Annotated in this window: 11 protein-coding genes and 4 tRNA genes; 5 read left to right on the forward strand and 10 right to left on the reverse strand. The window is 56.2% G+C overall.

The window, feature by feature from the left end; genetic code table 11:
• Window positions 1-189: 189 nt before the first annotated feature.
• From hemC to AC4IBF_RS20910, 5 genes are all read left to right on the forward strand, one after another.
• The gene (gene hemC, locus AC4IBF_RS20890; RefSeq protein WP_143345649.1) at window positions 190-1,131 is read left to right on the forward strand and encodes a hydroxymethylbilane synthase; all 942 of its coding nucleotides are present in this window, start codon (window positions 190-192) and stop codon (window positions 1,129-1,131) included.
• Entirely contained in the window at window positions 1,128-1,868 is a 741-nt protein-coding gene (gene hemD / locus AC4IBF_RS20895) for a uroporphyrinogen-III synthase (RefSeq protein ID WP_133295324.1), read from the forward strand. The genes hemC and hemD overlap by 4 nt, the downstream gene beginning before the upstream one ends.
• Window positions 1,869-1,888: 20 nt before the next feature.
• Window positions 1,889-3,085 carry a uroporphyrinogen-III C-methyltransferase gene (gene hemX / locus AC4IBF_RS20900; RefSeq protein ID WP_136196063.1) on the forward strand — a complete coding sequence of 399 codons (1,197 nt, stop codon included), beginning with the start codon at window positions 1,889-1,891 and terminating at the stop codon, window positions 3,083-3,085.
• 2 nt (window positions 3,086-3,087) lie between these two features.
• A complete protein-coding gene (gene hemY, locus AC4IBF_RS20905; protein ID WP_367897317.1) occupies window positions 3,088-4,287 on the forward strand; it encodes a protoheme IX biogenesis protein HemY in 1,200 nt (399 codons plus the stop codon).
• A gap of 172 nt (window positions 4,288-4,459) precedes the next feature.
• On the forward strand, window positions 4,460-5,671 hold the full coding sequence (locus tag AC4IBF_RS20910) for an MFS transporter (protein WP_143345651.1): 1,212 nt from the start codon (window positions 4,460-4,462) through the stop codon (window positions 5,669-5,671).
• Between the two features lie 507 nt (window positions 5,672-6,178).
• On the opposite strand, the gene AC4IBF_RS20915 is transcribed toward AC4IBF_RS20910, so the two are convergent.
• The 10 genes from AC4IBF_RS20915 to rffA all read right to left on the reverse strand — a co-directional run bounded on the left by AC4IBF_RS20915 (window position 6,179) and on the right by rffA (window position 13,874).
• Window positions 6,179-6,255 (reverse strand) — tRNA-Pro (locus AC4IBF_RS20915).
• A gap of 45 nt (window positions 6,256-6,300) precedes the next feature.
• A tRNA-Leu gene (locus tag AC4IBF_RS20920) sits at window positions 6,301-6,386 on the reverse strand.
• 22 nt (window positions 6,387-6,408) lie between these two features.
• Window positions 6,409-6,484 (reverse strand) — tRNA-His (locus AC4IBF_RS20925).
• A gap of 67 nt (window positions 6,485-6,551) precedes the next feature.
• Window positions 6,552-6,628: transfer RNA gene (locus AC4IBF_RS20930), tRNA-Arg, on the reverse strand.
• 102 nt (window positions 6,629-6,730) lie between these two features.
• Entirely contained in the window at window positions 6,731-8,116 is a 1,386-nt protein-coding gene (gene thrP, locus AC4IBF_RS20935; RefSeq protein ID WP_127732596.1) for a bifunctional threonine/serine APC transporter ThrP, read from the reverse strand.
• A gap of 197 nt (window positions 8,117-8,313) precedes the next feature.
• Window positions 8,314-9,054 (reverse strand): lipopolysaccharide N-acetylmannosaminouronosyltransferase, encoded by a 741-nt coding sequence (gene wecG, locus AC4IBF_RS20940; RefSeq protein WP_115877011.1) that lies wholly within the window; start codon window positions 9,052-9,054, stop codon window positions 8,314-8,316.
• A gap of 12 nt (window positions 9,055-9,066) precedes the next feature.
• Window positions 9,067-10,419 carry an ECA oligosaccharide polymerase gene (gene wzyE / locus AC4IBF_RS20945; RefSeq protein ID WP_111963522.1) on the reverse strand — a complete coding sequence of 451 codons (1,353 nt, stop codon included), beginning with the start codon at window positions 10,417-10,419 and terminating at the stop codon, window positions 9,067-9,069.
• On the reverse strand, window positions 10,416-11,495 hold the full coding sequence (locus AC4IBF_RS20950) for a TDP-N-acetylfucosamine:lipid II N-acetylfucosaminyltransferase (protein WP_143345653.1): 1,080 nt from the start codon (window positions 11,493-11,495) through the stop codon (window positions 10,416-10,418). Before AC4IBF_RS20950 ends, wzyE begins: the two co-directional genes overlap by 4 nt.
• Window positions 11,492-12,742 (reverse strand): lipid III flippase WzxE, encoded by a 1,251-nt coding sequence (gene wzxE / locus AC4IBF_RS20955; protein ID WP_143345654.1) that lies wholly within the window; start codon window positions 12,740-12,742, stop codon window positions 11,492-11,494. Before wzxE ends, AC4IBF_RS20950 begins: the two co-directional genes overlap by 4 nt.
• 1 nt (window position 12,743) lies before the next feature.
• Window positions 12,744-13,874: a dTDP-4-amino-4,6-dideoxygalactose transaminase gene (gene rffA / locus AC4IBF_RS20960; RefSeq protein ID WP_023309640.1), complete on the reverse strand. Its 1,131-nt coding sequence runs from the start codon at window positions 13,872-13,874 to the stop codon at window positions 12,744-12,746.
• Between the last annotated feature and the right edge of the window lie 2 nt (window positions 13,875-13,876).

The following is a 13,876-nucleotide window of genomic DNA, read 5'->3' on the forward strand; positions in this document are numbered from 1 at the left end:
TGCCGGTTGACCGTAAAGAAAGATGCGCTACATACAAGTGTAGCACCGTTCTGTACGTGTAAATTCCTGAATACGGCTCTGGCTGACGAATACGCCGCCTTGTCCCTCTCACGCTCATCAACCGTAAAACTGCCATCCCAGAGTCAACAATGTTAGGATGGTTAGCGATTGATAATGACGGTAACAAGCATGTTAGACAATGTTTTGAGAATTGCCACACGCCAAAGCCCTCTCGCGCTCTGGCAGGCACATTATGTGAAGCAGCGCCTGGAAGCCTGCCACAGTGGATTGCGCGTCGAGCTGGTGCCGATGGTCACACGCGGTGACGTGATCCTCGATACGCCCCTGGCGAAAGTGGGCGGCAAAGGCCTGTTTGTCAAAGAACTGGAACTGGCATTGCTTGAGAACCGCGCCGATATCGCCGTACATTCGATGAAAGACGTGCCCGTCGAGTTCCCGGAAGGGCTGGGACTGGTGACCATCTGCGAGCGCGAAGATCCGCGCGATGCGTTTGTCTCCAACCACTACGACTCGCTCGACGCGCTGCCGGAGGGTAGCGTGGTTGGCACGTCCAGTTTACGCCGTCAGTGTCAGCTGGCGGAGCGCCGTCCTGACCTGATCATCCGCTCACTGCGCGGTAACGTCGGCACGCGTCTGGGCAAGCTGGATAACGGCGATTACGATGCCATTATCCTCGCCGTTGCCGGTCTGAAGCGTCTGGGGCTGGAGTCGCGCATTCGCGTGGCGTTGCCGCCAGAGCTGTCGCTGCCGGCCGTGGGCCAGGGTGCAGTCGGCATCGAGTGCCGCCTGAACGATGCGCGTACCCGCGAACTGCTCGCACCGCTGAACCATGACGAGACCGCTACCCGCGTAAAAGCGGAGCGGGCGATGAATACCCGCCTCGAAGGCGGGTGCCAGGTTCCAATTGGCAGCTATGCTGAATTGACGAATGGCGAACTGTGGCTGCGCGCGCTGGTGGGCGCCCCTGACGGTTCGCAGATGGTACGCGGCGAACGTCGCGGCAAGGCGCAAGATGCCGAGCAGCTTGGCGTGTCGCTGGCGGAAGAATTACTGGATAACGGCGCCCGCGAGATTCTGGCTGACGTTTACAACGGAGAACCCCCTGCATGAGTATTCTCGTCACCCGCCCTTCTCCCGCAGGAGAGCAGTTAGTGAGCCGTCTGCGCGCACTGGGGCAGGTGGCCTGGAGTTTTCCTCTCATTGAATTCTCCCCCGGTCGGGAGCTCTCTGCGCTCGCCGACCAGATGAATACCCTTCAGGACGGCGACCTGCTGTTTGCGCTGTCGCAACATGCGGTGGAATTTGCCCATGCGCAGCTGCAACAGCAGAGTTTGGCCTGGCCAGTTGCCCCCCGCTATTTCGCGATTGGCCGAACAACGGCACTGGCGCTGCATACAGTAAGCAGCGCGGACGTTCGTTACCCGTTAGATCGGGAAATCAGTGAAGTCTTGCTACAATTACCTGAATTACAAACTATTGCCGGAAAGCGTGCGCTCATTTTGCGCGGCAACGGTGGCCGCGAGCTGCTGGGTGAAACGCTGCATGAACGTGGTGCCGACGTAACGTTCGTTGAGTGCTATCAGCGCTGTGCAAAACACTACGATGGCGCGGAAGAGGCGATGCGCTGGCACGCGCGCGGCATTAATACGCTGGTGGTCACCAGCGGTGAAATGTTACAACAGCTTTGGTCGCTGATACCGCTTTGGTATCGCGAAAACTGGTTACTCCGCTGTCGGCTTCTGGTCGTCAGTGAGCGTCTGGCGAACCAGGCCCGGGAACTGGGCTGGCAGGATATTCGGATCGCTGATAACGCCGACAACGATGCGCTGCTGCGCGCATTACAATAACTCTCAAATGGGAAGCCATAATGACGGAACACGACAAATCCTCCGCCGTGGTTGAAGAGACCAGGGAGACTGTGGAGACGACGCCACAGCCAGAGACGACTGAGAAAACCGCTGAGAAGAAAAACAGCAGCAACAAAACAAGCCTCGCGCTGAGCGCGATTGCCATCGCCATTGCGCTGGCAGCGGGGGGTGGCCTGTACGGGCTGGTGAAACAACAGAGCGCTAACCAGACGTCCACCAGCGATGCGCTGGTGAATCAGCTCACTGCCCTGCAAAAAGAGCAGGAGACGCAGAAAACCGAGCTGGAAGCCGTGATTAAGCAGCAGGCCGCCGCGCTTGCCGAAGCGAACGGTAAACAGGAAGAGCTGACTAAACAGCTGGGTGAAGTACAGCAGAAAGTCGCCACGATTTCCGGCACCGATGCCAAAACCTGGCTGCTCTCGCAGGCCGACTTCCTGGTGAAGCTCGCCGGACGTAAGCTCTGGAGCGACCAGGACGTGACCACCGCCGCCGCACTGCTGAAAAGCGCCGATGCAAGCCTGGCCGACATGAACGATCCAAGCCTTATCACCGCCCGTCGCGCGATTACCGAAGACATCGCCAGCCTCTCCGCCGTCTCACAGGTGGATTACGACGGCATTATCCTTAAAGTGAATCAGCTGTCGAATCAGATTGATAACCTGCAGCTCGCGGATAACAACGACGACGACTCCCCGATGGATTCCGACGGTACCGAGCTTTCCAGTTCCCTGAGCGAATGGCGCATAAACCTGCAAAAAAGCTGGCAGAACTTTATGGACAGCTTTATCACGATCCGCCGTCGCGACGAAACTGCCGTACCGCTGCTCGCGCCGAACCAGGACATCTATCTGCGCGAGAACATTCGTTCCCGCCTGCTGGTGGCGGCCCAGGCCGTGCCGCGTCATCAGGAAGAGACCTATAAACAGGCGCTGGATAACGTCTCAACGTGGGTACGCGCCTACTACAACACCGATGATGCGACGACCACCGCCTTCCTCGAAGACATTGATAAGTTAAGCCAGCAGAACATCACCATGAACGTGCCGGACAAGCTGGCCAGCCAGCCGATTCTGGAGAAACTGATGCAGACGCGCGTACGCAATCTTCTGGCGCAGCCGGGTGTACCTGCAGAGCAGACGAGCGGAGCGGCACCTGTTCCGGCTGCTGCGCCTGAAAGCGCACCGCAAGGAGAGTAATGATGCTAAAAGTTCTCTTACTCTTCATCCTGCTGATCGCCGGGATCGTCCTCGGGCCTATGCTTGCGGGTCATCAGGGTTACGTCCTGATCCAGACCGATAACTACAACATTGAAACCAGCGTAACGGGTCTGACGATCATTCTGATCCTCAGCGTGGTGGTGCTGTTTGCGATCGAGTGGATCCTGCGCCGTATTTTTCGTACCGGTGCCCATACCCGAGGCTGGTTCGTTGGCCGTAAGCGCCGCCGCGCCCGTAAACAGACCGAGCAGGCGCTGCTTAAGCTCGCCGAGGGTGACTATCAGCAGGTTGAAAAGCTAATGTCGAAAAACGCCGACCACGCCGAACAGCCGGTAGTGAACTATCTGCTGGCGGCCGAAGCGGCGCAGCAGCGCGGTGATGAAGCCCGCGCTAATCAGCACCTGGAGCGGGCAGCAGAGCTGGCTCACGGCGACCCGATTCCGGTGGAAATCACGCGCGTTCGTCTGCAGCTGGCACGCAATGAGAATCACGCGGCTCGCCACGGTATCGACCGTCTGCTGGAAGTCGCGCCACGTCATCCGGAAGTGCTGCGTCTTGCCGAGCAGGCCTATATTCGTACCGGCGCCTGGGGTTCACTGCTGGACATCATTCCGTCAATGGCGAAGGCCGAGGTAGGCGACGATGAACATCGTGACGAGCTTCAGCGTCTGGCGTGGATTGGCCTGATGGATCAGGCGCGCGCTGACCTGGGCAGCGACGGTCTGAAAACGTGGTGGAAGAATCAGAGCCGTAAAACGCGCCAGCAGGTTCCTCTGCAGGTGGCGATGGCGGAACACCTCATTGAGTGTGACGATCACGACACGGCTCAGGAGATCCTCCTCGACGGTCTGAAGCGCCAGTACGACGATCGCCTCGTGATGCTGATCCCGCGCCTGAAAACCAACAATCCTGAGCAAATCGAAAAAGTGCTGCGCCAGCAGATTAAAACCGTTGGTGACCGCCCGCTGCTGTGGAGCACGCTTGGCCAGTCGTTGATGAAGCACGGCGAATGGCAGGAGGCAAGCCTTGCCTTCCGCGCCGCGCTCAAGCAGCGTCCGGATGCCTTCGACTACGCGTGGCTTGCCGATACGCTGGACAAGCAGCATAAGCCGGAAGAAGCGGCCGCCATGCGCCGTGATGGGCTGTTGCTGACGCTGCAAAATAACGGTACGCAGCAGTAATTCATCAGGAGGCCAGATGGCCTCCTTTTTTTATCGCATTTCTCCTGCTACATTCTTTACACCCGCATCAGCAAACGAACCCGCCAATGTAACGATGTCTTTTCATTAACTTTTTTTCACACACGCGCACTTTCTGCAGCGTGGACTAAATCGTTTTTGAAAGGAAATCGTCATGAACTCGCTTTTATATGCGCTTATTGAAGCGCTGCGCTGCCACCGCTGGCTGCGCCTGCTTGCCTGTGCTTTTATCTTTTCTTCGCTGGGGAATGGCTTAACCCAGGTCGTGGTCTTCGGCTTGCTGTTAGCGTGGTCAGCTCCGCCCGGTCTGCTCACACTCGCTTTTCTTTTCGCTACGATACCGGGATTTATCGGCAGTACGATCGGCGAAAAGCTGTGCTCGCGCTGTTCTCCGATATCCCTGCTGCTACTGACCGAAGGGCTGGGCCTGCTCGCCCTGCTCTTTCCCCTGCTTGGCGTGGGTTACCACAGCGTTGCCGCATTGCTCGCTGTGCAATCCACCGAGGCGATGCTCAGCGGGATGAGCTGGCCCGCGCTGACGTTGCTCTTTAAGCGCGGTCTCAGCGAAGCAGAGCTGCCTGCTGCAACCTGTCTGGAAAATGTGATTTTTGCTTCGCAGGTATTATTAGGGACAGGCCTGGGCGTGGTGCTGTTCCAGAAGACGTCCGTGTTTACCCTGCTGGCCATTGATGCCGCCAGCTTTCTCGGATCACTGCTCATGCTATGGCTGGCTGGACGCCGGTTTTCTGCGCCTTCACTCCCGCCCCTCGAGGAAGAGGAAGCCCCTGCGGCATTATGCTGGCGGACGTTGACCGTTCGGCAGAAACGCAGTCTGCTCATCCTGCCGTCGCTGGCGGCCGTTGGCTCACCGGCCATGGCGCTGCTTCCGGCCCTGGCACAGCAAATCCATCCTCAGGATGCGGCGGGTCTTGCCCTGCCTCTGCTTTTTGCAAGGAGCATGGGACAGCTTTGCGGCCCCATGCTGCTAAAAAAAGAGAGTCTGACGCGCTTTGCCGCTCGCACACCGCGCATCATCGTTTGTCTGGGCATCTTTCTGGCCGCTTATGGCATGCTGCCGTTTTTGTCCGGGTGGATGGCATGTGCGCTGGGGATGATCTTTATCGCGCATCTGGCCTCGAATATTCTGTTCGCGGCCGGGACGTTTGGCGTACTTAGTAGTTTTCATCTCACGCAAACCGCTTCGGCCAGCGGGAAAGCCTGGCGCTGGCAAACGCTCAGCGCTTCTCTTTTCACCAGTATCGCAGCGGCAGTGGCTGCCGGGTTTGGCTCAGTAGCGGCACTCTATGCTGTCTCCGCAACGGCTCTGGTGATGGTTGCCCTGATCGTGCACCGGTATCGGGAATAAGGAATAAAAAAACGCCTGCTATAAAAGCAGGCGTTAAAACAGGTCTGTAAGACAACATATTTGGTGCTTCACTCAACGTTGTGTCCATGGTGTCTGATGAGGCCGAAGCGACATCTGTCAGTGGACGATAAGCACCGTAAATGGCTCTGCGTCATTCCTGAGTTTATGAGGCACTAAGGCGAACATAAGAGATGGAATGAGCATCTACACGCATATTATTGCACGTAACGTGCCAACATGACAGCCAGAACTTTTACATAACGCAACATTTTAAGATAAAAGGAAATTATGCTGTTAAGCACCGTTTTAAGCTCTACAACGTATCGGGAAAAGGCGGGCATATGTCGCCAGGAGGAGACAGCAAAACCCAGAAATAAATATTCATTTAACTTTCAATGAGTTGAATGTCTCTGGATTGCGACAATGAAAAAGGACGTTGTTGGGGAATGACTACAAGGATGAAGAATCTCAGAAAACAAAAAACCCCGCCGAAGCGGGGTTCAAAATTGGTCGGCGAGAGAGGATTCGAACCTCCGACCCACTGGTCCCAAACCAGTTGCGCTACCAAGCTGCGCTACTCGCCGATGTACTGCTTTTTGAATTTTTAGTTCAATTCATTTAAAAAGTCGTGGTGCGAGGGGGGGGACTCGAACCCCCACATCCAAAGGACACTAACACCTGAAGCTAGCGCGTCTACCAATTCCGCCACCTTCGCAATTCACAACTCTTTCAAATAATGGGGTGGCTAATGGGATTCGAACCCACGACAACTGGAATCACAATCCAGGGCTCTACCAACTGAGCTATAGCCACCACTGTATTCTTTCACGCGGTACTGACTACTTCTCAGACCACCGCAGCTCTAGCGCCGGGACTAAAATGGCGCGCCCGACAGGATTCGAACCTGAGACCTCTGCCTCCGGAGGGCAGCGCTCTATCCAGCTGAGCTACGGGCGCTTAGCGCCGTTGCGGGGCTGGATATTACGTACCTCCGTCCCCGCTGTCTAGTGCTTTTTTGAAAAAAATGCGCGTTTGGTTATGGTTTGCACATTTTGCCGCTTATTCCTCCACTTTCTGCGTGGTGGCACGGCGACCCAGGCCAAAAAGCTTATATGCGGCCGTCACAGCCGCCAGGAAGATCACCCCGACAAACAGCGACATGCGGGTATCTTCATTAAAGTACATCCCGATTAATACGCAAATCAGGAACGCCATCGTCAAATAGTTCGCATACGGGAACAGAATTGAACGGAACGGATGGCTTTCAATCGCTTTTTTATGCGCATGACGGAAACGCAGCTGGCTGATGAGGATAACAAACCACGGCACCATGCCCGGCAGCACGCTGGCGCTGTAAACGTAAACGAACACGCGCTGCGGGTTAGGAATAATGTAATTCAGGCAAGAGCCAATCAGCAGTATTGCAATGGAAACCGCCACACCCGCCACCGGCACGCCGGCACGTGAAACTTTACTCATCACCGCAGGCAGCTGGTTATTCTTCGAAAGCGCATAGAGCATACGCCCACAGCTGTACATCCCACTGTTACAGCCTGACAAAGCTGCCGTCAGGACCACAAAGTTGATGATACCCGCCGCTGCCGTGATGCCAATTTTGGCAAAGGTTAAAACAAACGGGCTACCCGTCGTGCCAATTTCGTTCCACGGGAAGATGGTCACGATAACGAAGATCGCGCCCACATAGAAAATCAGGATACGCCACAGCACTTTGCCCACCGCGCTACGCAGCGTGACCTGCGGGTTTTTCGCTTCACCGGCGGTAATACCGATCAGCTCCACGCCCTGATACGAGGCCACAACGATACACAGCGCCGTCAGGAAGCCCTTCCAGCCGCCGGCAAAGAAGCCGCCGTTTTCGGTCAGATTGCCAAAGCCGATAGCATGTCCACCGTTGCCAAAGCCGAAGAAAATCACGCCCAGGCCGACGACAATCATCACGATGATGGTGGTGACTTTGATCATCGCAAACCAGAACTCGATCTCACCGTAAAGACGCACGGCGGCCAGATTTGCCAGCGCCACCAGCCCCACGGCAATGAGCGCGGGTATCCACTGAGCCATATCCGGGAACCAGAACTGGACGTAGACCCCTATCGCGGTGATCTCTGAGATGCCCACCGCCATCCACATAAACCAGTATGACCAGGCCGTCAGGTAGCCGAAGAACGGGCTCATATAACGATGCGCGTAAACGGCGAAGGAGCCGGTTACCGGCTCCAGGAAAAGCATTTCGCCCATGGAACGCATGATGAAGAAAACAAACAGCCCGGCAATAATGTACGCCAGTAATACGGAAGGGCCTGCCCATTTGAGCGTGCTTGCAGAGCCCATAAACAGGCCCACGCCGATAGTGCCGCCCAGCGCTATCAGTTCAATATGACGAGCTTCCAGCCCACGCTGTAGCTCCGGTTTTTTCTCTGCCATAGATCCTCGATTGTGTTTGCTGTTTCCCGGCTTAATACCGGGTATTGTTTTTTAGGGGTACTAAAATACGGAGCGAATGGTTTCTTAAAATCTGCCAAATGGCAAACGATGCATTAAAAAAATGAATGCATTGCACAGATTATCAGCAGTTTTGCAGGCGAGTTGCAGCGCGAATAGCATATCGCGCTACATTTTGATTACATTTTCCCGGTGTAATGCCAGGCGAGGTAGCGAAGCAGACGGATCTGTCGTTTAATGCGCGTCGGTTGCGATAGCAGACGGTACAGCCACTCCAGCCCCAGATTTTGCCAGACCTTGGGCGCACGCTTAACGTGGCCGGTAAAGACATCGTACGTACCGCCGACGCCCATGTAGAGGGCATCCGGACAGACCAGACGGCAGTCGCGCATCAGGATCTCCTGGCGCGGGGAGCCCATCGCCACGGTGACAATCTTCGCCCCGCTGTCACGAACGCGCTCAAACAGAGCCTGCCGATCTTCCGGTTTGAAGTAACCATCCTGACTGCCGACAATATTAACATTCCATTGACGACGCAGTTTCTCCTCCGTCTGGGCCAGTATCTCCGGCTTCCCGCCAATCAGGAACACGGGCGTGCCCTGTTCACCTGCGCGGGCCATAAGCTGCTCCCAGAGATCGGCCCCCGCCACGCGGGAAACATTAGCGTCAGGATACTTTTTACGGATAGAGCGGACCACGCTTATCCCGTCCGCATATTTAAATTCCGCCGCTTCAATCAGGCTTTTGACTTCCGCGTTATCCTCAACCGCCAGCATTTTTTCCGCGTTGATCGCCACCAGCGTACCGGATTTCATCTGGCCGTCGGCGAAAAGAAAGTCCAGCGCGTGCTGCATGTCGCGCCAGCCAATAAGCTGCAGGCCACGTAGCGCATAGCGCGGTGCAGAAATTTTATCAGTCATTACTATCCTTACTCAGACTTGCGACAGCGTTGTGCTGCCCTGCCGCTCGCGCCTGTGCACAAGCCCTGCGCTGTCAAACAGCCAGTACAGCAGTTTGGCCAGTAACAGGCAGAGGCCGAAAACAACCATGAAGAACACCACGCGCGAAACGAACGAGTCCAGCCCTTCACGCGCCAGAACGATCATATTGAAAATGGCACCAAAGCAGAAACTGTGCAAAATGGCGGCCTTATAGCGGTTGGTCTCTTCGTTTCCACGCACGTAAAGCCAGTCGAACCACTTGATAATCAGCCCCACGGCAACCGCCCCGGGGAGAATGAACCACGCTCCTCCCATCACCACCAGGGAACCAATCAGCGTTGGCGAGATTGCCAGACCAGAATGGTTGTTCAGCACTTCCCAGGTAAAGTAATTTGCCGTGTTAAGCACCACGCCAGGCCGGTCCGGCCATAGCCAGGAAGGGATAAAGACGTAGAAGTCGCGAACAATCGGCGCCAGCCCCTGGAAATCAATCTTGTCATAGTTTTGCAGCAGCAACGCCAGGTTTTCCCACGGCGAGAAGGTATCGCGCGTCAGGTAAAGGAACGTGTAAAACGCCTCATCTCCCGCTACGTTCATTCCATAGCGCTTTAGCGCCAGCCAGAACATACCCACAATGCCAAACGCGCCTGCCGCAACCAGCATCCACAATGAGATCCAGCCGCGGATGATGCCGATAAACAGGAAGATCGCGAAGGCGATGATGATGTTCGCGCGCGTGCCGCCCACGATCATGTAGGTCAGGATGCCAAACGCGACGGTGCTAACCAGGAAGAACAGCCACGCTTTGCTGTCCTGGCGCAGGAAGAAGATCACCAGCATCGCCGGGATGAAGAAGTAGAAGAAACGCTTAAGCGCCACTCCCGAAACCTCGGCCGAAAAAATCTGGCTGTAGGAGTGGAGCTTAAACAGCAGGAAGCCGTTATGCATGAAGAAGATGCCGACGCTGACCAGGGCGATGGTCATCAGCATCACCCACGTCAGGTGGGTCTCCACCCTATTCATGGTAAAGAGCGCCCGACGCGGGGCAGCTGTCTGCGCTGAACGCAGACGCGTTTTATAGGTGACGTAGTAGACGGCATAGAAGCAGGTTGCCGCCAGAAGCGCCTGGAGCAGGATTTCCGGCGGTGCGACGCTCACGTCAAAACGGAACACCAGAATGCTGGTTAGCGGGAAGCCGAAAAAGAAGGTCAGCAGAAACAGTAACGAGAAGAACACGTTAAAGTTGAAGCGCACCCGGCGGAATTCAAACCAGGTAAGCGTGGCGATAAACAGGGTGCTCAGAAGCCAGACAATCAGTAAGCCGCTGAATTGCAACTGACTCATACTTTGTCTCCTGAAGCGATACGCAGCGCGCGGTGCCACGGCGTGAGGTAATTCGGGCTGAAAAAATCAATGCTATTTTTATCCACCAGCGTGAGCTGGCGTTGGGCTTCCCGTACCACCTCGACGTTCAGCGTGTCTGAGGTAAACAGCACGGGAATATGCTGCTCGGCCATGTCCTGCCAGAACGGGTTCTCGCGGTTTAGCACGCACGGTACCCCCGCCTGAATCAGCAGACATAGGGTGCCAATCCCCTGCTGTCGGGCAAAGATGAAATAGCCGAGATCGCATTTTCTCAGCAGCGCGAGATATTCCTCAAATTCCAGCTTATCGCTGAGAATGTGCAGATTTTCTGCGCTAAACAGCGCAAGCCCCTGTCGGCGAACCTCATCTATGTAAGCGTCGTTATTGGCGGGATAGCCCATCGGCACCACAACATTCACCGTGTCGCCAAACTGCTGATGCACCGCCCTGAGCGCCGCGACGTGTTCGTTACTGCGATCGCCGGAATTCCCCACCAGGATCGTTAGTTTGCCTTCACGCACCGTGTCATTCGCCATGGCGTTAAGCGCCGGATCCATGCGGGTGGGGAAATAAAGCAACTCGCCGCGCACGTTGGGGTGCTGTTTAGCAAAATAGTTGAGATCGCCGCGGGTAGCAAAAACGCAGCCCACGCGCCCCTGCGCCATGCGGCGCAACGGATAGAAAAGACGGAATTTCCAGCCTCGGGAGACTTCGTAGAGATCGGCTCCCCAGATATGCCAGCTGCACTGGGAGGGTTTAATCCCCCCGCTGAGAAGCGCCAGCCATAGCCCGGTATTAAACTGTCCGTGGAAGAAGAATCGTTGCTCGCGGTCGGCTTTCGCTTTGGCAACAACCGCCTTCGCCAGCGTGGCCTTGTCCGGCCAGAAGCGAATCGTCAGCGCCGGAAACGCCTCGCTCAGGCCCTTATCCTGACCTGCAACCATAAACTCACGCGCATCTGGATTACCCGATGCCAGCTCGTCGTTGAAGAACCGCAAAACGGTCTGGTTATGGTGTGGGATGTCCGATCCCAGGATGTGAATCAGTGCAGTCATGCGCGTTTACGCCACAATAAAAATACGCCGCAACAGGCAGCGAAATAAACGATATAGGTTGCCATGTAGGCCTGAGCCGCCCCCAGCGCACCGTGCGCGGGTATCAGCCAGTGTGAAAATGCCGTCAGTAAAACAAACTGGCTAATTTCCGCCAGGATATAGAGCCGAAGGGACGCTTTCGCGATCACCAGATAGCCGAAAACGTAAGCCCCCACTTTCAGTACATCACCCACCAGCTGCCAGGCAAAGAGATCGCGCATGGCGGTGAACTTCGCCGAGAACAGCAGCCAGATGGCGACATCGCGCAGTAGCCAGACGGTAAAGCTGGCAGCCGCGACGGCCGGCAATACAAAGCGCAGCGATCGGAAAATCTCGCGCGTTATGTCCTGTCTGGACGTCAGACGCGACAGGGTGGGCAGCAGGTAAACGCTAAAGGAAGCCGTAATAAACTGAAGATAGGCATCGGAAATACTGCTTACGCCCTGCCAGATCCCGACCTCATCCCAGCTATAGTGCGCCGCCAGCAGGTTTCGCATCAACACGTAGGCCACCGGCAGCGTGACCGAGGTGATGAGCGCCATCAGGGTAAATTTACCCAGTTGGCTGGCAAGCATCGAGTCCCATTGCGGTTTCAGGTAGCTCAGCGGAATGACGCCCCGACGCATCAGCATAAATGCCGCAGGCACAACCACCAGCGCCGGAACCAGCGCCAGCCCAAGCAGCGCGCCTTCGTAGCCCCCCAGGCGATAGCAGAAATAATAGGCAATTACGCCGATGACGCTGCCCAGGATTAATGCAAGCGCGTTCCCGGCAGCATCACGAAACCCTTTCATCAGAGCCAGCAGCAGGTTAGCCCAGGCAATCCCCATCTGAACCAATGCGACCAGACGCACCAGCCCCTGATAGTGGGTGTGACCGAATAATCCCTGGCTGATGGGCGCCGCCGCCAGCAGAAAGATAATCGCCATCAGGGTCGAAAAACCCGTGACCATCGCCGACGAGGTGCCCACCACCCTGCGGAGCTGGGCCGCATCATCATGATACTGCGCAACGTATTTGGTGACGCCGTTGAAGATACCAGCACCGGCCAGCACTCCAAGGACGGTGACAAGCTGACGGAAATTTCCCGCCAGCCCCACTCCTGACGGGCCAAATGAGACGGCCAGAAGCTTGACGACCAACAGCCCGGCCCCAATTTTTACAAGCGTGGACGCGGCGGTCCACACCGATGCTTTTGCCAGAGACATATCAGCCGAAATAACTCAGGAGGGTATTAATAACCGTACGCTGGTTAACTGGCGCGAGGTTGTAGAACAGCGGCAGACGAAGCAACCGCTCACTTTCTTTGGTGGTGTAGCGGTCTTCACCCGCAAACGTGCCAAACGCTTCGCCGGCCGGACTGGAGTGCAGCGGGATATAGTGGAACACCGCCATAATTTCGGCCTCTTTCAGCCAGGCGATGAGCTCGCTGCGGTCGTCGTTATCGCGCAGCTTAATGTAGAACATATGCGCGTTGTGGACGCAATCTGCCGGGATGGTTGGCAGTTCAATACGCCCGGCTTTTGCCAGAGGCTCAAGCGCATCGTAATAGGTTTGCCACAGGGAAAGACGCTGAAGGTTGATACGCTCCGCCGCTTCCAGCTGCGCCCATAGGTACGCAGCCTGCAGATCCGCCATCAAATAGCTGGAGCCGATATCGCGCCAGGTGTATTTGTCTACCTGACCCCGGAAGAACTGGCTGCGGTTAGTGCCTTTTTCGCGGATCACTTCTGCACGCTCCACGAGAGCCCGGTCGTTAATCAGCGTCGCACCACCTTCTCCACCCGCAGTGTAGTTTTTGGTTTCGTGGAAGCTAAAGCAGCCTATGTGGCCGATCGTGCCCAGCGCGCGTCCCTTGTAGGTGGACATCACGCCCTGCGCGGCATCTTCCACCACGAACAGATTATGTTTTTTGGCGATGGCCATGATGGTGTCCATTTCACAGGCCACGCCCGCGTAGTGAACCGGCACGATCGCGCGCGTTTTGTCAGTGATCGCCGCTTCAATCAGCGTCTCATCAATGTTCATGGTATCCGGGCGGATATCCACAAAGACAATTTTCGCCCCGCGCAGGACAAAAGCGTTCGCAGTGGAAACGAAGGTATAGCTCGGCATAATCACTTCATCACCAGGCTGGATATCCAGCAACAGTGCCGCCATTTCCAGCGATGCCGTACAGGACGGGGTCAGCAGCACTTTGGCGCTGCGAAAACGCTGTTCCATCCACTGCTGACAGCGCCGGGTGAAACCGCCGTCACCGCAGAGTTTGCCGCTGCCCATAGCAGACTGCATATAGTCGAGTTCAGTTCCGACAACGGGTGGTGCGTTAAATGGAATCATCT

The sequence above is a fragment of the Enterobacter sp. Taxon_8 genome (assembly GCF_058354585.1).

Bases quoted from the DNA above. Each gene is read 5' to 3' on its own strand.
- hemC (WP_143345649.1), top strand. From the start codon at position 190: ATGTTAGACAATGTTTTGAGAATTGCCACACGCCAAAGCCCTCTCGCG.
- hemD (WP_133295324.1), top strand. From the start codon at position 1,128: ATGAGTATTCTCGTCACCCGCCCTTCTCCCGCAGGAGAGCAGTTAGTG.
- hemX (WP_136196063.1), top strand. From the start codon at position 1,889: ATGACGGAACACGACAAATCCTCCGCCGTGGTTGAAGAGACCAGGGAG.
- hemY (WP_367897317.1), top strand. From the start codon at position 3,088: ATGCTAAAAGTTCTCTTACTCTTCATCCTGCTGATCGCCGGGATCGTC.
- AC4IBF_RS20910 (WP_143345651.1), top strand. From the start codon at position 4,460: ATGAACTCGCTTTTATATGCGCTTATTGAAGCGCTGCGCTGCCACCGC.
- thrP (WP_127732596.1), bottom strand. From the start codon at position 8,116: ATGGCAGAGAAAAAACCGGAGCTACAGCGTGGGCTGGAAGCTCGTCAT.
- wecG (WP_115877011.1), bottom strand. From the start codon at position 9,054: ATGACTGATAAAATTTCTGCACCGCGCTATGCGCTACGTGGCCTGCAG.
- wzyE (WP_111963522.1), bottom strand. From the start codon at position 10,419: ATGAGTCAGTTGCAATTCAGCGGCTTACTGATTGTCTGGCTTCTGAGC.
- AC4IBF_RS20950 (WP_143345653.1), bottom strand. From the start codon at position 11,495: ATGACTGCACTGATTCACATCCTGGGATCGGACATCCCACACCATAAC.
- wzxE (WP_143345654.1), bottom strand. From the start codon at position 12,742: ATGTCTCTGGCAAAAGCATCGGTGTGGACCGCCGCGTCCACGCTTGTA.
- rffA (WP_023309640.1), bottom strand. From the start codon at position 13,874: ATGATTCCATTTAACGCACCACCCGTTGTCGGAACTGAACTCGACTAT.